This is a genomic window from Rufibacter sp. JT3400010, from assembly GCF_054956755.1.
The window spans coordinates 21,104-42,175 of record NZ_JBUDXA010000027.1 but is presented as its reverse complement, the minus strand read 5'-3'; the positions used below and the strand labels follow the sequence as shown (position 1 = coordinate 42,175).

Below are 21,072 nucleotides of genomic sequence, written 5' to 3'. Positions count from 1 at the left end.
TCTTCCTGTTTTACCTGCGTTTTCTGGAAAATACCCTTAAATTGGTAACTCGTCTATTTCCCTTCATTCGTTCATGAAACACCTTTTCAGAAACACTACTTTATACCTATTCATACTCGTTCTTTTCTCCTGTTCTTCCAGCGAAAAGATCAGCTCCTCCAAAGAGGTAGACAAATGGAAAGAACAGGCTGCCCGGGTCACCATCATAAGGGATGATTTTGGCGTACCGCACGTCTACGGAAAGACTGATGCTGATGCCGTTTTCGGGCTTTTGTATGCGCAGTGCGAAGATGATTTCAACCGGGTAGAACGGAACTACCTGTGGGCCACGGGAAGGTTAGCGGAGGTGGAGGGCAAGGAGATGCTCTACAGCGATCTTAGGGCGAAACTCTACATGACGCAGAAAGAAGCCATCCAGAACTATGAGAAAAGTCCCGAGTGGCTTAAGTCGCTTTGCCAAGCCTTCGCCGATGGCATCAACTATTACCTGCACACGCACCCCGAGGTAAAACCCAAACTTCTCACACACTTTGAGCCTTGGATGCCCATGTACTTCACCGAAGGCTCCATTGGCGGCGACATAGAAAGCATCCCGCTCAACAAGATTCAGGCGTTCTACGAGGACAACAAAGCGCAGGGATTAACCGGCTACCATTACCAGCCATCGGCGCAGCCCAACATATTGGCGGAACCCAAAGGCTCCAACGGCTTCACCATCTCGGGCAAACACACCGCCTCGGGCAATGCCATGCTGCTGATTAATCCGCACACGTCTTTCTTCTTTAGGGGCGAAGTACACGCCGTGAGCGAAGAAGGCCTGAACGCGTACGGCGCCGTGACTTGGGGGCAGTTCTTCATTTATCAAGGCTTCAACGAGAAGACCGGCTGGATGCACACCTCGGCATACGTAGACGTGATTGATGAATTTGAGGAAACCATCAGCAAGAAGAACGGCAAACTGGTCTACCAATATGGCAACGAACAGCGGCCGGTGACTACTTCTGAGGTTACCCTGGCTTACAAAGAAGGAAACGAAGTCAAGCAAAAGACCTTCACAACCTACAAAACGCACCACGGCCCCATCACGCACCAGAACGGAAACAAGTGGGTAGCCACCGCTATGATGTGGAAACCGGTAGAGGCGCTGACCCAATCCTATACCCGCACCAAGAAAAGCAACCTGAAGGAGTTCAACGAGATGATGCAGCTGCGGACTAACTCGTCAAATGGAACCGTCTACGCCGATGCCGAGGGCAACATCGCCTACTACCATGGCAACTTCTTCCCCAAACGGGACACCTCTTTTGACTACTCCAAACCCGTAGACGGCAGCAACCCCAAAACCGATTGGCAAGGTCTACACCCGTTGGAAGAAACCATTCGGGTGATCAACCCGCCCAACGGCTGGATTCAGAACTGCAACTCCACACCCTTCACCAGTGCCGGTGAATACAGCCCTAAAAAAGAAGATTACCCCGTGTACATGGCACCCTCTCCGGAGAATTTCCGGGGCATTCACGCGGTGCGCCTGCTCAAGAAAGCGGAGAACCTGACCTTAGACAAGCTCATCAGCCTGGCGTATGACCCGTACCTGCCCAGCTTTGAAGTGCTCATCCCCGGCTTGGTGAAAGCCTATGACAACCAGAAACCGAACGACCCTAAGTTGAAGGAAGCCATGGACGTGATGCGCCGCTGGAATTATGCGGTGTCTAAAGAATCAGTAGCCATGTCTTTGGCGCATTTCTACGCGACTATTTCTACGAGGAACGGCAGCGCGCCCAAAAACCTGAACCTCATTGAGCGCTTCGAGTATTACGCGAACCAATCACCGGAGAAAGAACGCCTGGACCTTTTCCGCCAGACCATCGCACAACTGGAAAAAGACTTCGGCACGTGGAACACGCCCTGGGGCGAGATTAATCGTTTCCAGCGCCTCACCGGCGATATTCAGCAGCCGTTCAATGATGCCAAACCGAGCCTTCCTATTGGTATGGCTTCTGGTAACTGGGGTGCACTGGCATCGTTTGGCGCGAACTCTTACAACACCAAGCGCCTGTACGGCACCTCGGGCAACAGCTTTGTGGCCGTGGTGGAATTTGGTCCTAAAGTAAAGGCGAAAACCATGCTGGCTGGCGGACAAAGCGGCGACCCTACTTCTCCACATTTCGCTGACCAGGCCCAACGCTACGCCGATGTACAGTTCAAAGACGCCGCTTACTACCGCGAAGACGTGGAGAAACGCGCCAAAGCCACGTACCATCCGGGAGAGAAAAGACCATAAATCACCTTTCTTTCCAACCTACACCACCAACTACAAACGAAACGAATGAACAAACTTGCCCAGCGTCTGCTCTGCGGTCTTCTGCCAGCCACTTTCGTCCTTGGCACCTTGCCTGCCTTGGCGCAATCCACAGAAAAGCCAAAGCCTATCTCCGTTGACAAGCGCTACGAAAACGAGATAAAAGCCCTAGCCAAGAACCCGACGGTGAAAGCGGCTTTCAAGACCATCCTGGACCTGGAGCCGCAAACGCACCAAGACCTGATTACGCTCACCGAGATTCCGGCCCCGCCGTTCAAAGAAGAAGTGCGCGGCAGAAAATACGCCGAAATGCTGCGCGCTGCCGGGGCTGACTCTGTGTGGATAGATGAAGTAGGCAACGTACTGGCGCGCCGAAAAGGCAAAAACGGCTCCAAAACCGTAGTCATGGAAGCGCACCTGGACACGGTTTTTCCCGAGGGCACCGATGTGAAGGTCAGACAAAAAGGAGACACTTTATTAGCTCCCGGCGTCGCCGATGATACCCGAGGCCTGGCCATGGTACTGTCCGTTTTGAAGACCTTAGAGAAAACCGGCCTGGAAACGGAAGCCGATGTGTTGTTCATTGGAACGGTAGGCGAAGAAGGCTTGGGCGACCTGCGGGGCGTAAAGCACCTGTTTTCAGAAAAAGGCCCCAAAATCGATTCGTACATCGCCGTAGATGGCACCGGTATTGGAACCGTAACCAACCGAGGCTTGGGCTCACACCGCTACCGCATCACATTCAAAGGCCCCGGCGGGCACTCTTCCGGCGCGTTTGGGCTGGCCAATCCGCACAATGCCTTGGGCCGGGCCATTCACTACTTCGCCCTAGAGGCCGATAAATTCACCAAAGAAGGCATCAAAACCACTTACAACGTGGGCGTGATTGGCGGCGGCACCTCGGTGAACTCCATTCCTTTTGAGTCCTGGATGGAGGTAGACATGCGCTCGGAGAGTCCGGAGCGGGTAGAAGGCATTGACAAGCTCTTACAAGCGGCCGTGCAGCGGGCATTGCAGGAAGAAAACCAGATGAAGCGAATAGGTGCCAACCTAACCGTTGAAGTGAAACTAATTGGGGACCGTCCGGCCGGTGGCGTTGATCCTGGCGTAGCCTTGGTGCAGCGCAGTGTGGCCGCTACCCGATTTCTGGGCACTGAGCCTACGTTGCGAGTGGGTTCTACCAATTCCAACATCCCGTTTTCCAAGAATATACCGGCCGTGACCATCGGCAGTGGCGGTACCGGCGGCGGGGCGCACGCGCTGGAGGAATGGTTTGTGGCCAAAAACACGCATTTAGGCACCCAACGCGCCTTGCTCTTGCTGTTGTCAGAAACTGGCATTGCCAAAGGTAAAAAGACGGCGGCTCAGTAAGACAGTTGCATCGCTGAAGTTTCCCGTGAAAACGAGTTGCGCTTAGGACCTGTTTCTTGAAAAGCAGCTTAAAAACGCTTTATACCAGAAGATCCACACACTCTCTTTTGTCATCTTGGAAAGATCTTGTGAGCGAACTAGAAAGCCCTGTCTTTACGCTTTTACCGTTCGCCCACAAGATCCTTTCAGGATGACACAAAACATAGAATAGCTTACCTTTTCTATTGCCTTCCTCTACCTTCTAAATTTCACCTATGATCAGCAAATTCTACCGTTCCCTTACCCTACTGCTGCTACTCACGGTGGCGGTGTGCCAGGCACAGAAGGTCCCCTCGCCTAAAGAGCACTTCGGCTTCAACATTGGCGATGATTACCAGTTAGCGAACTTCACGCAAACCGAAGCCTATTTCAAGAAACTGGCCGCCTCTGACCGCACCAAACTGGTGGACATCGGACTCACTGAGGAAGGCCGCCACCAGTTCATGCTGATTGTGTCCTCGCCGGAGAACATCCGGAATCTGAGCCGTTTTAAGGAAATCTCCCAAAAACTAGCCCGGGCGGAAAACCTGACAGAGGAACAAGCCCGCGCTCTGGCCGCCGAAGGCAAAGCCGTGGTCTGGATTGACGGCGGCTTGCACGCCACCGAAACCGTGGGCATTCACCAACTCATAGAAACCGCCTGGAACCTGGTAAACCGCCAGGATGCCGAGACGAAGCGCCTGCTGGACCAGACCATCGTGCTCATGACGCACGCCAACCCCGACGGGCAGGAACTGGTGAGCAACTGGTACATGCGCGCTCGCAAAGAAAAAGACCGTTCTCTGAGCAATCTGCCCCGCCTGTACCAGAAATACGTGGGCCACGACAATAACCGGGATTTTTTTATGAACAACATGAAAGAGTCGCAGAACATCAGCCGCCAGTTGTTTGTGGAGTGGATTCCGCAGATTATGTACAACCACCACCAGCGGGGCCCTGCGGGTTCGGTGCTGGCAGGTCCGCCGTACCGCGACCCGTTCAACTACGTGTACGACCCATTGCTGGTGACTAGCATTGATGCCGTAGGCGCCGCCATGAACAACCGCCTCAACGCCGAAGACAAGCCCGGCTACACCCAGCGCGCCGGTTCTTCCTTTTCTACCTGGTGGAACGGCGGTTTGCGCACTACACCCTACTTTCACAACATGGTAGGCCTGCTCACAGAGATCATCGGGAACCCGACCCCGGAAGAAGTACCCCTGGTGCCGCAGCGTCTGTTGCCCAACGGCGCTACGCCTAACCCGGTCACGCCGCAGAAGTGGCACTTCAGGCAGTCCATTGACTATTCCGTCTCGCTCAACTACGCCGTTCTTGACTATGCGGCCCGCCACCGCGATGAGTTGCTGTACAACATCTACCGCATGGGCAAGAACTCCATTGAACGCGGCAGCAAAGACTATTGGGCCCTTTCGCCCAAGCACGTAGAAGCCATTACAGCCGCTAACGCAAAAGAACGCAAATCTGATGATGCTGATAACTCCAACAACGAGACAGCTTCTGGAGGCGGAGGCAGTATTCCGGCCAAACATTTTGAAACAGTATTTAAAGATCCTGCCCTACGTGACCCTAGAGGTTACATCATCTCGGCAGCTCAACCTGATTTCCCAACGGCAGTCACCTTTGTCAATGCATTGATTAAATCAGGCATTCAGGTGCACAGGGCTACCGAAGCATTCACCGTGGCTGGCAAAAACTATCCGGCTGGCTCTTACGTGGTGAAGACTGATCAGGCGTTCCGGCCGCATGTGCTGGACATGTTTGAACCGCAGGAACACCCCAACGATTTCCAGTACCCGGGCGGACCGCCCATCAGGCCGTATGACGCCGCTGGTTGGACCCTGGCGTTCCAGATGGGCGTGCAGTTTGACCGCATTCTGGACAGCTTCAAAGGACCGTTCCAACCTGTACCGTACGGCGAACTACAGGCTCCCAAAGGCAACCTGCAAGCATCAGCAGCTGATGCGGGTTATGTACTGGATGCCCGCTCAAATCATTCGTTCATCGCAGTAAATGACTTGCTCCAGGCCGGGGCCGAGGTGTACCGCATGCCTGCCGCTGGTTCTGATCAAGGCAATTTCTTCGTTCCGGCTACGGACAAATCCAAAGCCCTCGTGCAAAAAGCCGCCGCTGATTACGGCCTTACCATCAAAGGAGTAGGGCAACGTCCGGCCGGTGCCACTACCAAGGTTTCTCCCATGCGCATCGCCCTTTGGGATACCTACGGCGGTTCTATGCCCTCGGGCTGGACGCGCTGGATCATGGAACAATACCATTTCCCTATTCAGTTGGTCTATGCAAAGGACATTGACGCCGGTGATTTGAACAAGAAGTATGATGTGATCTTGTTTGTAACGCGGGCCATTCCACCAGTTGGCTCGCAGGGAAACAATGAACGAGGCGACGAAGGAAGAGGTCCCAAGCCGGAAGACATTCCTGCCGAGTACCGTTCACAATTGGGTTCTATCACCGCAGACAAGTCTATCCCAGCCCTCAAGAAGTTCATGGAAGCCGGTGGCACCGTGGTCACCATTGGTACCAGCACCAATCTGGCCTACCACCTGGGGCTACCTGTTAGCAATGCGTTGGTAGAGATGAATGCCTCTGGGCAGGCAAGACCGCTCGCAGCCACCAAATACTACATTCCGGGCAGCATTTTACGCGTGAAGTACGCCACCAACCAACCCGCCACCTGGGGCATGCCCACCCAAGGCGATGTGTATTTTGACAATAGCCCCGTGTTCAAGCTCACCCCAGATGCTGTGGCTAACGGGGTAGTGAAACCGTTGGCTTGGTTCTCCACTGATAAGCCGCTCCGCAGTGGTTGGGCGTGGGGACAGGCATATCTGAAAGATGGGGTGGCCGCTTTCTCAGCACCCGTTGGAGCAGGTACCTTCTACGCCTTCGGCCCGGAGATCACCTTCAGAGGACAGGCGCACGGCACCTTTAAGCTACTCTTTAATCAGTTGTATTCTACCGGTTCTGGAGCGGCGCAAACTATGCGGTAGGAAAGGGACTTTAGCAATAGCTCTGTGCCTTAGGTAAATTTTATGCTTCAAGCAAAAAAGGATTGTTCTATTTAAAAATGCTTCAGTTTGTAAAATAGCCCATTATTGGCTGCAGGTTGCATACAATAGTGGGCTATTTTGTTCTACCCAGAATAGCGGAATCTTACCTGGATTTCACCAGCGACACATCATCTACATAGCAGAATGCATTGGCTAAACCGTTCGCCAGAAAACCGATCTCTATCTTTCCGCCCTTCACAGGAACATCGCTTATTTTGATTGTTTTCCAGGCTGTATTTTCCTTTTCAATGTTATACCGAAGCGTTTTACCGTTGCTTTCGGCGTACATCTCTAGCTTGGCAAAGTCTCCGTTGTTCTTCACTTTGGCGGTTAGCGTATAGCGTCCGTCTTCCAGCTTAACATAGGGCGAGGACGCAATCACCTGAAACGTTTTCCGCCTGAAATCAACTTTGTCACTGATATGAAGGCTCTTCTCTCCAATGACTTCCTTGCGCTCACTTTCGGTGTTCATGTGGTTTAACACGGGAGAATCAGTAGCTCCTACTTCAATCTTGTTTCCTTCCATCACGGTGGTTGTCCAGCCGGTCAGCTGCTCCTGGATGGGCTTTACTGTGCTAGGAATGGCTTTGCGGTCAGCCTCAAAGCTGCCGTTCTTCACATAATTATTATCCTTAGCCACGTTCCAGGTTCCTGTTTTCGCGTTCAGGTTCCAGGAACCAACCGAGTTGAAATAGGGCGTTTTCTCTTCAAAGGAAAGAGGAACCCATTGGTTGTACCCCAGCCCATTGCCTGCGAAATCGGCCCACCGGTCACCGCAATACACCACTGTTTCTTTTTTGCTGCCTTTTACGGTAACAAAGAACCCGGTCTGCGTCACATGGGAGAAGTCATCGGCTACTCCGTCCATCACTAACATCTTGTTGGCAGGCAGGTACGGCCCTCGTATGTCATCGGCAACCAGGTAATAGGCATAGGACGAGTCCCATCCGTACAAATCAGAGGCGGCCATGTAATACCGGCCCTTGTATTTGAACATGCAGTTGCCTTCGCGGCCCGCGCCCTGGAAAATCATAGTGCAGTCCAGCAGGTTTACTTTTCCGTCTTTCACCCCTATTTCTGAGACGTAGATCTTGTTTCGTCCTCTTCCATAAGAATAGACCAAATATGATTTACCCGTATCCTCATCAGTAAAAACCGTCTGGTCACCCGTATTAGTGGTTCCAATGATTGGTTCCATGTTAATTTCCTGGTGATATTTGAATGGGCCGACAGGAGAATCGGAAACGGTAATCAACACTTTGCTGCCATATTGAACGAACATGGCATATTGCTTCAGTTCCTGGAGATAGGCCACTCCTAAACGACCTACCCACGTCTTTCTCCAGGGATCAGCTATGTTGGCCTTGGTTAGCACATCACCTTCAGACGCCCAGTTTACCAGATCAGTAGAACTATAGCAGGTGACACTTTCATAGGTGCTGGTAGGCAGCGTGATGGAGGGGTTAGCACGGTAAAGATCAGCCTCTGCATAATGAACGCCATACCAATAGTATTTCTCTACTCCCGTAACCGGATCTGGGAACCGGAAAATACCACCACCCTGGCTGTAGATAGGCTTTCCGTCTTTTGTGTTCCAGAACACATCATTCTTGATATTGCCTGACTGGGCCTGTGCCACATACACAGTGCACAGACTCATCAAACAAGCCAGGAGCAGCATGGTAAAACGGACGAAGTATCTGATTTGCGTTTGCATACCTATTATTATCTGGTTCTTGCAAACAAAGAGCTTCTAACCCGACAGGATAGACAACTACTACAAATAAAAAAGTAACCGAATGGTGTGCTCTAGATTATGCGCCTTAAGACAAGCAAGCGGCTATCCAGATGGCACGCACCACTAAGGGTTAAACCAGCAACGGTTTAACGCCTTACTTGAAGCTATATTTTCAGAATTCGCGCCTTATCGGCTTTCAGAATGGAAACCTTTGAAGGTTTTGGCGATGTCCTCATCGGTAGCAGATTTGTCGCTCTGCCCACCTGCATCCAACTCCAACGCCACCAATCCTCTCAGGCTCAGGGCTGCCGCAAGATCATCGGTGTCCTTCGGGAACTCCGGTCGGCGCCGGGCACTCTTGAGGGCGTACCTGCGAGCATAGGTGTCTCCCTTGGTTTGCAGCTCGTTCCTTTTCTCCATGATGTAGTTGAGCCGCTCTACCAGGTCTTTCGTGGAGCGCCCTATCACCTCCGTTGCCTCCAGCGTACCGATGGTCATTACCAAAGTGCCGCCTATGGCCGTCACTTTCTTGGTTGTGTTGGGGACCTCAATCACTACTGGGGTGATTCCCGTTCCGGCCCCAAGGGTGGCGGTGGTAACGGAGCGGGCCTTCTTGCCTTTCTGAGCTCGCCGGTATTTATGTTTCAGATCTTTCTCGGCAGCGGCCAGTTGATCCATCATTTCCCAAGTCCTTGCCAGGGTGGCGCGATAGCCTTGGTAGAGCTTCTGGTCCTGCTCTGCCTCGTTAACCGCATTCAGAACCGTGAAGGTCACCGTACGCTCCTGCTGCTTATTTGATTTATCAATGGCGAAGAAGGTAAGGTCAAAGGTAACGGAGTCCAGCGGATCCTTCACGAAGTCATACCCTGGCTTCCAGATGAACTCGTACTGCGAAGGGGTGTTTTTGACGAGCGCACTGGTGGGAACGTTAGCGCTTTGGGAAATAAAGCTGAAGGAAGCGATATCGCTTTCCCCGTTGGGATCACTCACCTGGAATTTAAGGTTAACAGTGGCATCTTCCTTGAGACGGAACAGTTTCTGGGAAGGAACCAGCAGCACATTTGGCGGCAAATCCTGCTGAGTGACCTCCACCCTGAACTGCCCTTTGGTGCGCGCCTTATACGGTTGATCTTCCACGTAAAACTCCACCACTAGAGGTTTCTCCCGCAATCTATTGAATTGGGTTACAGACGGTCTCCAGGAAAACTCGCCCTGCGCCGACAGTTTCGCACCCTCCGGCATTCCTGCCGCAATGGGCACGATTGTGGTTGGATCATTGTCCTCGTCTTTTATGGCCGAAGATTCAATGGTGTACGAGTTTACGGTGTTGTACTGCACGTATAAAGGCTTCAACTCGCCTACTACCGGTGGCCGGTTCACGTGTTCCACCTTGAAGTCTACTACTTGGCTTACCCGCTCGTCTTTCTCATTTTTAGCCTCGAACAGGAGTTGCACCGTGCTTTCTTTCGTCAACCTATCTACAAAATCATAGCTAGGCGTCCAGGAGAAACGTCCCAAAGAATCGAATTCCAGCCCTTCTATCCGGTTCTGGGCAACCGAGTAGGTTACTCTCCCCCCGGTACCTCCCGTAGCCGTTACCTCGAACTGCAGCTTTTCGCCTTCTTTTAACACGTTCCAGCCAGGCCTGCCAGGAAATATAAGCTTAAGGGGAGCAGCCTGTACAACCGGTGCAGGCGCCTCGGCAGTTACTTGCTGAGCATATAGTACATTGAAGAAAGACACAACGGCAGTACAGACCGAAAAGAGGAGACAGGCTTTTCTCATTGCGGGAACAAATGGGGTTCGGGCTTGAATTTACTTAAACACTGCGGAATTTTCAGGAACAAGCCCCGAAAACAACGCATCGATTATTTTCTACGTCGCTCTTCCTCAAATATTGCACCACACTGCCTGAAAGCCAAATTTAGCACGGCAAAGACAAAAAGCTGTACTCCTCTGGTTTAAGAGTCCCATAACGCATGCGACAGGAAAACTATTCAGGAAAGTGCGAAAGCTGAACCAAGGCCTCTTCTCTTTTATACCTAGACACAAATGATAAACCCTCTCTAACTCGCAAGCAGGGTTTTGGCAGTTCATGAAGCAAGTTGAAAATTTACATGATCTTTGAGAGAACGAAGTTGGTGTTCTTTATGAAAGTCACCCCGTCTTTCTCTTCCAGTTCAAAGCTTTCCTTCTCTTCATTTTCCTTGGCTAGCTTTTTGGCCTTTTCTCTCTCATTATACTCCTTCAGGATAGCCATTGCGTTCTTTAGTTTAGCGTTTCTAAACTCATCGTAGTATTCCAGATAAGCCAACACCTGTAGAAAGTTCATAGCCCGTATGAATATACCCGCCGGATGGATAAGTTTCCAGTAGAAATGGAACACCCCATTTTCAACTTCTAATACGGCACCTTTGTCTAAATACCTTTCATAGAGCAAACTGGTGTAACTAGTGGCGCTATCTGGGTCTGCACCCTCTCTTAAGAAGATTATAGATTCGCTGTTCTTGAATTGCTTGTTATAGGCCTTGATGCGGAGAGGAAGATTGTGATGTTTGTTCATATATTTAATTTAATCTATTATCAATATTAAAACTATTCTATACCCATTCTGATTTTTTGGCATTTTTATAGGAATTTAAAGTAGTTTATTATCCTTCTGATAGAATCGAATATTTTAGATTCAGCTTAAACTTGTTGTTATCCGTAGGGAAAGGAGATTATATTTGTTAATTACATATACGTTTAAGATCTCTCATTAATGGCAACGGTTTACTACGAGAACCCTGTAGTTACAATCACTTACGAGGAGGAGCTCCAGCTAGGCACGGCCGTGTGGAACGGCTTTCTAAACAGTCAGGAGTTTCGGGATGCAATCACTAACTGTATCCAGTTGATAGAAGAACGTAAGTTACTACGGTGGCTCGGCGACAACCGAAAGATGAAAGCCATTCGGCCGGTAGACCAGGAGTGGTTTGTAGAGAACATTCTGCCCCGGCTCCAGCAATCTGCCTTACGGCGCAATGCTGTACTGGTATCAGAAGATTTTTTTAACCGCACGGCGGTAGAACAGATCTACAAAAGGGCAGAAGGCCAAGGCGAAATGACTACGAAGGAGTTCACCAATAAGATTATGGCTTTGGCCTGGCTGAAAGAGCCTCTCACTACTCCTGCTTAAACGCTGCCTTTTACCTCTGCTGATTACTTTTTTGCCGAGAATGCAAAGTGGCTTTGGAGCGGTGTAGAGTTACGCTGCAATTATACCAATTTTACCTTAACAGAACGAGGTTGATTGATGTAGTCAGGCAATAGGCGTTTTATGAGCCAAATTTCGTAAAACTGCCTATTTTCAGAAGTCTAGCCCAGCGCTATGATTTCATTTATCTACCGTCTAACACTACCCAGGTTTAAAGGCTGCTTTTAGAAGCCATCATTTGGCACCATACGCCACCTTCACCAAGATAGGGAAATGGTCAGATGGGAATTTACCATGGTACGTATCCGTCAGAATTCCCCACTTCTTCACCTCAAAGGCATTGGTTACAAAAATATGGTCAATAATCTCCTTCCGGTCAAACTGCTGCTGAAAACCGTTAAAGGAAGTTTTGTTGGCATAAGGGTGTTTCACTTGCCGGAAGGTGTCTTTCATCATTCCTGAATTGGCGATGGTCTGGTACCACTCACTGGCTTGGTCTCCGTTGAAATCGCCCGTTAAAACCACCGGCTCTTTTCCGGCAATTTCCTGAATCTTACGCAAAATCAGCTTGCTGCTTTCTTTCCTAGCCTGCATCCCTTGATGATCAAAATGGGCATTGAATACATACAGTTTCTTCTTAGTGGCAAGGTCCTGTAAATACACCCACGAAACCATACGGTGACAACAGGTGGCGTCCCAACCTAAAGAAGGTTTATCAGGCGTCTGGGACAACCAGAAATCCCCTTTGTTCAACAATCTGAATTTGTCTTTCCTGAAAAAGATGGCAGAGTGCTCGCCTTTCTCTTTGCCGTCATCCCGGCCGGCGCCGTAGCGATCATACTCCGGAAGTGCCTTGCTCAGGTCATCCAACTGGTTCTTCAACCCTTCCTGGGTACCCAGCACATCGAACTCATGAAAGCGGATGAGAGCGGCTACCACAGGTGCCCGGTTTACCCACAGATTTCCCGTATCTCCCGGGCTGTCATACCGCAGGTTGTACGACCCGATTGTTAACCCCTGCGCTTGGGCGGCGATAGGTACACTTACTATCAACCAGAGAAAAAGGAGGCTTCTTTTCAATCTCATAAAGCTTATAGGTATCTAAGTTTTACAATTTACCCATTTCAAGATGGCCCCTGCCTAACGTAGGCTATTAAGTTCACCTGATTCGGGGATGGGCTAAAGGTAATGTTTACCAACTCAGTTTCTAACTAATCTCTGAGGTATAAAGCAGAATACGTTGTGCCGGCATAACTCCGGACAATTGGTGCGCCTGAGAAGAATAATATATTAGTATTTTAATATAGAGTTAAAGCAAAGGCCCGCTCTTCTGGAACGGTCCTTTCTTTTCTTAAACCTCCGTTTATTAAAGTGAATACCTTTGAAGTAACAAGTGCTTTAAGTTTTAAACTATGTAGCATTAGACTTTACCGCTGGTTATTCAGGGATATTTATTTCAAATATCTTGAAAGCCAATACTTCCAATTTGTTTAGCATCTAAAATCTCCTTTATTACTCGTTCTTTCCAAACTATCCCTAGTTGCGCCTTAAACTCATTATCTGCACCAATTCTTCCGGAATAAATTCCTACGAAATTAGAAATCTTCCCAATTATTTCTTGTCCTGTGATTTGGCCATTAGAGAAGCCATGTATACCTGTGCGTTGCATAATAACCGGCGAGCCAGACATGCCTGAACGTGTTGCAGTGTCTACCAACATTTTAGGCAAACTATCAATTTCAAGGGATGGCTCAGAGGCAATAGTCCCCCGTTTCCAAATCGGAAGCTCTAAATCTCCAGCTATGTTGAAAGGATACCCTAGTATAAACACGTCATCAGCTACAATTGGTGGATAGTCAGTATCAAAGGGGAAATTGTTTATAGGGAAGATTTTTACGTGGTCTGGTATTTCAGCTTTCTTTACAAGAGGTATAGCTACCACGTCAACTAGATATCCTTTTTCTGGATGAACAAACCATAGAGGCTGCTTGAAATCTTCATCACCGTACAAATCAGCAGTTACCATTTCAGTTGGTGCTAAAGCATTAGGCTGTTGCAACGGAGATGTTTTAACCCTAAACCTAATTTTGATGGGAAATGCTGCTGATAGAGTTATCCTTTCGGTTTGCTGAGGATTAGCTCGGGTAATATTATGTCCATTAGTAATAAGAAAAATTTCATCTCCATATTCGTAAAGGAATCCTGTTCCTGTTGACATAACATTATCTGAGCCATAAGGAATCATCCTCAAATAATGAGTTGCCAATGATGGACTATCTATTCTAATTGCTGGTTGCATTTATTATCCCACTTAGTAATGAAACTATCAAATAATGACTTTCACCAACCAGATGCAAGAAAATGCATTCCAGAATGTATCTGTTTTCACAAATTGCTTTAAAATGAAAACTCTTTAACTTTGAATTAACAACACAAACAGAATATTGAAAATGTCACCTTTTTGGTCACCTGCAAAACGAAAAAACCCTTGTAAGTTATTAGCTTACAAGGGTTTATCTTACTATTGGGTAGCGGGAACAGGACTCGAACCTGTGACCTTTGGGTTATGAGCCCAACGAGCTACCAACTGCTCCATCCCGCACTGTTTGTAATACAAATGTAGGGGCTTTTTCTATTCGCTCCAAATACTTTGTGAAAGTTTTTCTAAAAACGGCCCGTAATCCCGAAGTGAATCTTGCCTCTGGAGAGGCTAAAACCCTCCTGAGAAGTCCTACCCACGGAGTAAACTAGCTGAAACACACCGGCTCCCGTGGAAAAGCTGATGCCGCCGCCAACACCGCTGGCCCACTGAATATTTTTTTCACTTTTTAGGTCTCGACGCAGGTATCCCTGGTCATATAAGAGCAAAACGTAGGAATCTTGGCCGGTATACAGCCGGTACTCCAGCGTACTGATGGCGTAAGAAGAAGCATAAAAGGCATAATCGTCAAAGCCCCGGAGCGAGGCCAAGCCGCCTAAACGGAAGAGTTCATTCAGGTACAGCCGCTGGTTCACCAAGGCCTCGGCACGCAGACGCGTGAGCACTACTCCGTTTTTAGAAATAGGCCAATACCGTTCCACCCGTCCGGCTAAAGAAAGCTGGCTGGTTTTTAGCTGCAGGGTGTCATAGTAACTGGCTTCTACCCGGGCATTGCGCTGCACCCGTTTGTTCCCCACCGCGCCCTGGAAAAAAGCCTGGGTTCCCCGACGCGGGAAGGACAGGTCATCTAAGTTGCCCCAGGCATAGGACAAACCATACGATGTGAAGTTGGCGTCAATGGCCGAGGAATCGGAAGTGCGCTGCCGCAGGGCTTCCGGTGAGAGTAGTTGCGAACTCACCACCTCGGCAAAGAAGGTGACGCGGCTGGTGGTGGACAGCGGATAGGCAATCTCCAGGCGGGGACGCAGGTTCAGGAAAGACGTGTCTTGCTTGTAGAGATGGAACAAACCGGCCACCTCAAAAGGAGAGTTGAAAAAGTGCGGATGGCGGTATTCCACGTCCAGGAGCTGCGAATTGCGTTCTACTTTGCGCCAATGCAGGCCAATCTGCTTCCCGCTGCCCCGCAGGTTACGCACCTGCAGGTTCACTTCGCCAGTAATCAAGAGTTTGTTACTGGAAGCGTTTGGGTCGGGCAGAAACCCGATGATGCCGTCAAACTGGTTCGCTTTTTTCTCGTCCAGAAAGAAATACACGCGGGCCTGGTTCTTGGCGAACAGCACCTGCGGCTCACCGGTGATGCGCACAAACGGCAACTGCCGAAGCGCGCGCATGGCGGCTTCTATGCGTTGCAAAGAATACGGTTGGCCCGGGGAGAGTTGGGTGTAGCGGTACAAGGTGCGTAACTGCATGCGGCTACTGCCAATGATCTGCACCGAGTCAATCATCATCAAAGGCCCTCGGGCTACCCGCAGCACCCCGCTGATGGAATCATTGTAGAGGCGTAGCGAATCTATCTGCACAGCAGCATAGGGAAACCCGCTGTTCTCGGTCTCGCGCAGAAGCGCCTGCTGCAGTTGGGCAAACTCTGCCGGACGGAAAGGCTGTTTGCTGTACAGCTTCTCCCGGAAGCCTACTTTCTCCAGCAGTCCTTCGCCTACGTTGCCGTTTTTGAGCGCAGCCCAGCTATACGGCCGCCCCACGTACACGTGCACCCACAAAGAATCTTTGCGTTGCTGCACACTGTCAATAGAGGCGGTCAGGTAACCTTCTTCCTGCACGCGGGCGAGCCAGCCACGGAGTTCCTGCTGCAAGCTCAGCGAATCGCGGGAGGTGAGTTTAGGCTGGAGCCGCTGCCAGATCTTCACGGCCTCGGGGTCAGGGGAGAGCACCTTTACCACGCGTTTGTCCTGCGCCTGGCCCACACCGCTCCAAAGCAGCAAGCCCAGGAGTAGCCCTAGAAATGCGTATCTTTGCGGGATATTCTTTTGGTACAGACGGGAACTAGACCTCCTCTTCATTGTTTCTAAAGGTACGGCTTCTGCCACAAAGGTACGGCCGCTTCTATTTACTCTTAACGCTTTCCATAGCCCAATCCTATTTTGGCCGGAATTTATCTTCACATCCCTTTCTGCAAACAAGCCTGTCACTACTGCGATTTCCATTTCAGTACGTCTATGGGTTTGAAGGAGCAGGTGCTGCATGCCATGCACCGGGAACTAGCCCTGCAGCAGAATTACCTCAAAGGCGAAACCATTGATACCATCTACTTTGGGGGTGGTACGCCGTCTGTTTTATCCGTAGCCGAGCTGAACGGTCTTTTAGAGGCGATTTACGCAAAACACACCGTAAACCCCACCGCTGAGATTACGCTGGAAGCGAACCCAGATGACCTCACCCCGGAGAAGCTACAAGCCTTGCGGCAAACGTCCATCAACCGCCTGAGCGTAGGCGTTCAGTCGTTCCATGATCCGCATCTGCAGCTCATGAACCGTCCGCATACCGCGGCGGAGGCGGCAGATTGCATTAAACAGGCGCAGGATTTGGGCTTTGACAACATCTCCCTGGACTTGATTTACGGGATTCCGGCCGAGGATGAAGCTTTGTGGGAACAGGACTTAGCCAAGGCATTCGCATTGCAGGTGCAGCACCTTTCCTGCTACGCTTTAACTATTGAGCCGAACACGGTTTTGGGGCATCGGCTTAAGAAAGGGAAATTCACACCTGCTGAGGAAGAGCGCGTGGCCCAGCAATTTGAGTTGCTCATGACCCAAGCCGCCGACCATGGTTTCCTGCACTACGAGATCTCCAACTTCTGTCAACCTGGTTTTGAAAGCAAGCACAACAGCAGCTACTGGAAACAAGTGCCGTATTTGGGCATTGGGCCGAGTGCGCACTCGTTCAACGGTGTGAGTCGGCAGTTCAACGTAGCAAACAACCCTAAATATGTACAGGCGCTAGAAAATGGGCAACTGCCTTGCACCGTAGAAGAACTCTCCGTAGAAGACCGCGTGAATGAATATGTAATGACCACCCTGCGCACCAGTTGGGGCTGTGACACGGCGTATATTCAGGAGAAATGGGGAGTTGATCTAGTGGCCCTCCACGCACCATATCTGCAGAAAATTGAGGCGCAAGGCTTGCTGCGGAAGGAACAAGGCGTACTAATCTTAACCGAGGCCGGCAAGCTGCTGGCCGATGAGATAGCCTTGGATCTGTTTCTACTGGAAGAGGAAGCGTAAACTTTCATTTCTGGCTTGGTTTAGAAAAAGCAGGCCAGAAATAATGATTTATTCTATGCAGAACTGGCTTCTGGTAAACCCTTGTGAGTTATCACCGTTGAACTAAACGCACTTGTTGGGTGAAAACAAGCCAATACCTCTTCTAACTTTTCTAAGCCTTTCCCTTCCATGAAAAAGTTTACTCTTTCCTTCAGATTGTTGACTCTGCTTCTCTGCAGTTTTTTGGCAGTATCCTGTGGCGATGACGATGACGGTATTGCTCCTCTGTCAAACCAATTAGAATACGAAAACACTAGGTATGACCTGGATCAGGCCTTTTCAGTTGATTATGGCTCCTTCGGTTTTATTAGAGGCAACGAGACCCACTACGCACAAGAACTTGTGGTATTGGATACCATAGGAGGCACGACTGCGTCCAGAATAGCCTTAGACCTGTTGCTGCTTTCAGCAGGCACTTCCGCCTTCCAGACAGGTACGTTTGACTTCGCTGATCTAAGCGCTGAAACCAGCGCATCTGTAGTGGAAAGCAAATACCGAAACAAAAACATTATCCTGGAGGCTGTTTTCTTCAAGGACATGAACAATGATAGAAGTTTCGACGAAAACACGGAGATCTTTGCGATTACGGGCGGCACTGTCAAAATAACTGGTACGGCCCCTACCTACATCTTGGATTGTGATCTGATACTGGAAGGAGGCAAAACCGTAAAAGCGCAGTACGCCGGAGACTTTGAAGACATCACAGATGAAATCATTGATGAGGACGCCAAAACGAACCTGCGGAAAGCTCCAAGCAATATTCCTTTTACCTTAAGAGCTCCAAAACCTTTCAAATCTAAATAAGGTGGCCCCAGCATTGCGCTGGCTGTTATTTCTTCTACCTTTACTTCACATCCTCTGTTTTAAGGTACTTTCTAAGAAAGTACCTTAAAACAGAGGATGTTTTTTTCTCTACCACATTGTCTTTGAAATAGTTGGCTGGGCTGTTTGAAAGGGCGGTTTCTATCCTTACATTCATTGCTATAATCTTAACCCGCTCTCATGCCCAATTCTACTCTCGCGTACAGGCTCCTACTCCTGCTTTTCTGTAGCTTCTTAACGGCTTCCTGCTCAGATGATGACGAGGTGCCTCCGTTGTCTAACCAATTGGAATACGACAGCAGCAAACATGATCTGGGCATGGGCCTGACCTATGACCTTGGACCATTCGGGTTTGGAAGTGGGCCTACTCATTACATTCAAGGTATTTTGCTCACCGATGCCGCCACTTTAAACCAGGACCCTACGTTCACCCTGAACTTATACCTTTTCTCGTCCGGAACAGTGACACCTGTTACAGGAACCTTTGAGTTCGCCGATGTAGCCAGTATCACTTCTGTAGACCGACTGATTGAGAAATACAAGTGGAAGAACTTTTTCCTCAACTCGGGGTTGCTGCTGGATGTAAACAAAGACAAAAACCTGGACAGAGATAAGGAATATTTCGAGATCAGAAACGGCACCATCACGCTGTCTGGCACGGCCCCCAATTACACCATTGACTGTGATGTTACCCTGGAAACCGGTAAACAACTGAAAGCCCAGTATACCGGCACGTTTATTCCCATTCCCACCACAACAGAGGGCGAAGACATGACGGCCAATCGCAGAAAGGCTCCTGCAATGTCACCCTTCGCGTTACGGGCGCCCAACTCCTTCAGGGTAAACTAACTGTTTTCGGCCCATGGCCGATGTTCTTGCTTAAGTACTTCTTTCGCTCCTCTGTATTAGCGGCCCTTTTGCGAAAAGCGCCCTTAAGCAGAGGAGAAGTTTTTTATGACCTGTGCCCTTGAGCCTTTTATACCAGCTAGTATTTGCGTTCCTCCTTACATTTCATGGTATTTTCTGCCGGAAGCACCTACTTGTGTCCGTACCGTTGCTGGCGTGAGCCTCCGGCTCGCACCAGCGGTTAAAGGTAGAAGCAAAGTACTATTGGGTAGTACTTACTGAATGGAAGCTTGTTTATGCGATTTGGTATTAATCTAAAAACATTTTCCTGCCTGGGAGGTACTTGTGATATTTGCCGTACACAATGAAGAAATTTATGTACATTCTGTTCTCGCTCATAGCCACGGTAGCCGTAGGCGGCATGCTCTTTATGGCGTTCGCGCCGCAATTTGGCGCGGCGGCCCACGGGCAAAGTCTGGAACGCATTCAGAAATCAAAGAACTACCGCGACGGAAAGTTTCAGAACCTCTCGCCCACGCCCATGATGGACGAGTCTCCCTTTCTGGATAAAGTAAAAATCTTTGCGAAGTTCATAGGCGGAACAGAAGGAGCCACACCTGCCGAGGAGTTACCCATGGCGCCTTTGCAGAAAGAAGATTTTGCGACCACTCCCGCCGCTGGAGTCAACGTTACCTGGTTTGGGCACTCGGCGGTTTTGCTTGAAATAAACGGGAAGCGCATTTTTGCAGATCCTATGCTGGGGCAGCGGGCCTCGCCGGTTTCCTTCATAGGCAGCAAACGGTTCAATGAGAAGCTGCCAATTGAAATAGAAGACCTCCCGCCGCTGGATGCGGTACTGCTGTCGCATGACCACTATGACCACCTGGACCACGGCTCCATCCTGAAGCTGAAAGCCAAAGCCAGACACTTCTTTGTGCCATTGGGTGTGGCCGCGCATTTGGTACGGTGGGGCGTGGAGGCCAGCAAGATTACCGAACTGGACTGGTGGGAAACCGCTGAGTACGAAGGGCTGTTTCTGGCCGCTACTCCGGCGCGCCATTTCTCGGGCCGAGGCCTGCGGGACCGGGACAAAACGCTCTGGTGCTCCTGGGTGCTGAAGAGCAACGGGCAATCCATCTTCTTCGGGGGCGACTCGGGCTATGACACCCACTTTAAACAAATTGGCGAGAAATACGGTCCCTTTGACCTGACTATGCTGGAATGCGGCCAGTACAACGAGGCCTGGAAATACATTCACATGATGCCCGAGCAAACCGCCCAGGCTCACCTGGATCTGAAAGGGAAAGTGCTGATGTCTACCCACTGGGGCGCTTTCTCCCTGGCCTTGCACCATTGGAAAGACCCCATTCAGCGCCTTTCCAAAGCCGCACAGCAGCACCGCATTCAATTAGCCACGCCGCTCATAGGCCAACGGTGGAGCTTGCAGGCCGAACTTCCTCAGAAGCAATGGTGGCAAGACGTGGAGTAGAAAGCCCACACAGACAACATCCAGAAATATTCGGTCGTAAATATTAGCAGGAATTTCATTGTAAGAGAAGCGTGCGTTTAAAGGTCATGTTATGAAAAACAGGCCTCAAACGCATCTTAGTAGAAACTAACTTTTCTAACTATGGAAACGCTAACCAACCCTCATCGCTTTGCGCCTGCTCCGGGTGGGCAGGGCAGGCAATCCTCGTTCTTCGGTGCTATTTTCGCCAGCCTGCTGGTTTTGTTCCTGGCCGGAATTCTGTATTTTACCCATGTCACCGATTTCTCCTCTCCGCAGGCAACATCTGTCCCGCAGCTAGAGAATACCCCTACGGTGCAGGACACAAAAGTTGATGCTCCCATCACTGGTCCTGCCGTGGGCACCACCGCCAACCTGGCCAGTCATGCTATGTTCGCTCCGCTTCTGGGGCAACAGACAGACACCGCACCCTTGATTTTCAGGTAGCGTTTGGCAGAAGCAAGAACGCGC

At 50.1% G+C, this 21,072-nt stretch carries 15 protein-coding genes and 1 tRNA gene; 9 read left to right on the top strand and 7 right to left on the bottom strand.

The genetic code is table 11. The features are described from left to right. Positions 1-73: 73 nt before the first annotated feature. The 3 genes from ACY0JR_RS18990 (at position 74) to ACY0JR_RS18980 (ending at position 6,714) form a co-directional block, all read left to right on the top strand. A complete protein-coding gene (locus ACY0JR_RS18990) occupies positions 74-2,281 on the top strand; it encodes an acylase (protein ID WP_462635743.1) in 2,208 nt (735 codons plus the stop codon). Positions 2,282-2,326: 45 nt separating this feature from the next. Next, positions 2,327-3,670: a M20/M25/M40 family metallo-hydrolase gene (locus tag ACY0JR_RS18985; protein WP_462635742.1), complete on the top strand. Its 1,344-nt coding sequence runs from the start codon at positions 2,327-2,329 to the stop codon at positions 3,668-3,670. A gap of 254 nt (positions 3,671-3,924) precedes the next feature. Then, positions 3,925-6,714, top strand: coding sequence for a M14 family metallopeptidase (locus ACY0JR_RS18980; RefSeq protein WP_462635741.1), 2,790 nt, complete (start codon positions 3,925-3,927; stop codon positions 6,712-6,714). Between the two features lie 163 nt (positions 6,715-6,877). On the opposite strand, the gene ACY0JR_RS18975 is transcribed toward ACY0JR_RS18980, so the two are convergent. The 3 genes from ACY0JR_RS18975 to ACY0JR_RS18965 form a co-directional block, all read right to left on the bottom strand. Next, positions 6,878-8,491, bottom strand: coding sequence for a family 43 glycosylhydrolase (locus ACY0JR_RS18975; RefSeq protein ID WP_462635740.1), 1,614 nt, complete (start codon positions 8,489-8,491; stop codon positions 6,878-6,880). 207 nt (positions 8,492-8,698) lie between these two features. Next, on the bottom strand, positions 8,699-10,144 hold the full coding sequence (locus tag ACY0JR_RS18970) for a hypothetical protein (protein ID WP_462635739.1): 1,446 nt from the start codon (positions 10,142-10,144) through the stop codon (positions 8,699-8,701). A gap of 481 nt (positions 10,145-10,625) precedes the next feature. Beyond that, on the bottom strand, positions 10,626-11,075 hold the full coding sequence (locus tag ACY0JR_RS18965; protein WP_462635738.1) for a hypothetical protein: 450 nt from the start codon (positions 11,073-11,075) through the stop codon (positions 10,626-10,628). A 198-nt stretch (positions 11,076-11,273) separates the two neighbouring features. On the opposite strand from ACY0JR_RS18965, the gene ACY0JR_RS18960 reads away from it, so the two are divergent. Next, positions 11,274-11,690 carry a hypothetical protein gene (locus ACY0JR_RS18960; protein WP_462635737.1) on the top strand — a complete coding sequence of 139 codons (417 nt, stop codon included), beginning with the start codon at positions 11,274-11,276 and terminating at the stop codon, positions 11,688-11,690. A 252-nt stretch (positions 11,691-11,942) separates the two neighbouring features. On the opposite strand, the gene ACY0JR_RS18955 is transcribed toward ACY0JR_RS18960, so the two are convergent. From ACY0JR_RS18955 to ACY0JR_RS18940, 4 genes are all read right to left on the bottom strand, one after another. Next, on the bottom strand, positions 11,943-12,794 hold the full coding sequence (locus tag ACY0JR_RS18955) for an endonuclease/exonuclease/phosphatase family protein (protein WP_462635736.1): 852 nt from the start codon (positions 12,792-12,794) through the stop codon (positions 11,943-11,945). Positions 12,795-13,164: 370 nt separating this feature from the next. Next, positions 13,165-14,007 carry a trypsin-like peptidase domain-containing protein gene (locus ACY0JR_RS18950; protein ID WP_462635735.1) on the bottom strand — a complete coding sequence of 281 codons (843 nt, stop codon included), beginning with the start codon at positions 14,005-14,007 and terminating at the stop codon, positions 13,165-13,167. A 226-nt stretch (positions 14,008-14,233) separates the two neighbouring features. Further along, positions 14,234-14,310, bottom strand: a tRNA-Met gene (locus ACY0JR_RS18945). A gap of 62 nt (positions 14,311-14,372) precedes the next feature. Next, positions 14,373-16,166 carry a BamA/OMP85 family outer membrane protein gene (locus ACY0JR_RS18940; protein WP_462635734.1) on the bottom strand — a complete coding sequence of 598 codons (1,794 nt, stop codon included), beginning with the start codon at positions 16,164-16,166 and terminating at the stop codon, positions 14,373-14,375. 81 nt (positions 16,167-16,247) lie between these two features. Here ACY0JR_RS18940 and hemW point away from each other — a divergent pair, with 81 nt between their 5' ends. The 5 genes from hemW (at position 16,248) to ACY0JR_RS18915 (ending at position 21,048) form a co-directional block, all read left to right on the top strand. Beyond that, positions 16,248-17,387 (top strand): radical SAM family heme chaperone HemW, encoded by a 1,140-nt coding sequence (gene hemW / locus ACY0JR_RS18935; RefSeq protein ID WP_462635733.1) that lies wholly within the window; start codon positions 16,248-16,250, stop codon positions 17,385-17,387. Positions 17,388-17,555: 168 nt separating this feature from the next. After that, the gene (locus ACY0JR_RS18930) at positions 17,556-18,230 is read left to right on the top strand and encodes a hypothetical protein (protein WP_462635732.1); all 675 of its coding nucleotides are present in this window, start codon (positions 17,556-17,558) and stop codon (positions 18,228-18,230) included. Between the two features lie 198 nt (positions 18,231-18,428). Further along, positions 18,429-19,097, top strand: a complete 669-nt coding sequence (locus ACY0JR_RS18925) for a hypothetical protein (RefSeq protein WP_462635731.1) — start codon at positions 18,429-18,431, stop codon at positions 19,095-19,097. Between the two features lie 361 nt (positions 19,098-19,458). Further along, the gene (locus ACY0JR_RS18920; RefSeq protein ID WP_462635730.1) at positions 19,459-20,583 is read left to right on the top strand and encodes an MBL fold metallo-hydrolase; all 1,125 of its coding nucleotides are present in this window, start codon (positions 19,459-19,461) and stop codon (positions 20,581-20,583) included. A gap of 141 nt (positions 20,584-20,724) precedes the next feature. Continuing rightward, the gene (locus ACY0JR_RS18915; RefSeq protein ID WP_462635729.1) at positions 20,725-21,048 is read left to right on the top strand and encodes a hypothetical protein; all 324 of its coding nucleotides are present in this window, start codon (positions 20,725-20,727) and stop codon (positions 21,046-21,048) included. Positions 21,049-21,072 lie beyond the last annotated feature (24 nt).

Excerpts from the sequence above, each read along its gene's own strand:
- ACY0JR_RS18990 (WP_462635743.1), top strand. The coding sequence starts at position 74 with ATGAAACACCTTTTCAGAAACACTACTTTATACCTATTCATACTCGTT.
- ACY0JR_RS18985 (WP_462635742.1), top strand. The coding sequence starts at position 2,327 with ATGAACAAACTTGCCCAGCGTCTGCTCTGCGGTCTTCTGCCAGCCACT.
- ACY0JR_RS18980 (WP_462635741.1), top strand. The coding sequence starts at position 3,925 with ATGATCAGCAAATTCTACCGTTCCCTTACCCTACTGCTGCTACTCACG.
- ACY0JR_RS18975 (WP_462635740.1), bottom strand. The coding sequence starts at position 8,491 with ATGCAAACGCAAATCAGATACTTCGTCCGTTTTACCATGCTGCTCCTG.
- ACY0JR_RS18965 (WP_462635738.1), bottom strand. The coding sequence starts at position 11,075 with ATGAACAAACATCACAATCTTCCTCTCCGCATCAAGGCCTATAACAAG.
- ACY0JR_RS18960 (WP_462635737.1), top strand. The coding sequence starts at position 11,274 with ATGGCAACGGTTTACTACGAGAACCCTGTAGTTACAATCACTTACGAG.
- ACY0JR_RS18955 (WP_462635736.1), bottom strand. The coding sequence starts at position 12,794 with ATGAGATTGAAAAGAAGCCTCCTTTTTCTCTGGTTGATAGTAAGTGTA.
- ACY0JR_RS18950 (WP_462635735.1), bottom strand. The coding sequence starts at position 14,007 with ATGCAACCAGCAATTAGAATAGATAGTCCATCATTGGCAACTCATTAT.
- ACY0JR_RS18940 (WP_462635734.1), bottom strand. The coding sequence starts at position 16,166 with ATGAAGAGGAGGTCTAGTTCCCGTCTGTACCAAAAGAATATCCCGCAA.
- ACY0JR_RS18930 (WP_462635732.1), top strand. The coding sequence starts at position 17,556 with ATGAAAAAGTTTACTCTTTCCTTCAGATTGTTGACTCTGCTTCTCTGC.
- ACY0JR_RS18925 (WP_462635731.1), top strand. The coding sequence starts at position 18,429 with ATGCCCAATTCTACTCTCGCGTACAGGCTCCTACTCCTGCTTTTCTGT.
- ACY0JR_RS18920 (WP_462635730.1), top strand. The coding sequence starts at position 19,459 with ATGAAGAAATTTATGTACATTCTGTTCTCGCTCATAGCCACGGTAGCC.
- ACY0JR_RS18915 (WP_462635729.1), top strand. The coding sequence starts at position 20,725 with ATGGAAACGCTAACCAACCCTCATCGCTTTGCGCCTGCTCCGGGTGGG.